1 rRNA gene is annotated in these 337 nt (G+C 51.6%); it reads right to left on the bottom strand.

The features are described from left to right. A 16S ribosomal RNA gene (locus ACTHSL_RS13285) occupies positions 1–337 on the bottom strand; the annotation flags it as partial.

Raw genomic sequence — 337 nt, 5'->3', positions numbered from 1 at the left:
TCGGAGATGTGTATAAGAGACAGGACTACACGGGTATCTAATCCCTTTCGCTCCCCTAGCTTTCGTCTGTCAGTGTCAGTAATCGGCCCAGCAGAGTGCTTTCGCCTTTGGCCTTCCTCCCGATATCTACGAATTTCACCTCTCCTCCGGGAATTCCCTCTGCCCCTACCGTACTCAAGCTTACAAGTTTCGACTGCCGTTTCAAGGTTAAGCCTTGAGCTTTCACAGTCGACTGGGTAAGCCACATCAGGACGCTTTACGCCCAATAATTCCGGATAACGCTTGCATCCCCTGTATTACCGCGGCTGCTGGCACAGAGTTAGCCGATGCTTATTCC

The organism is Neisseria sp. P0008.S010 (assembly GCF_051962715.1).
Classification (GTDB): Bacteria; Pseudomonadota; Gammaproteobacteria; order Burkholderiales; family Neisseriaceae; genus Neisseria; species Neisseria elongata.
The sequence above is the reverse complement of the archived record's forward strand: the minus strand, read 5'-3'. Positions and strand labels throughout refer to the sequence as shown.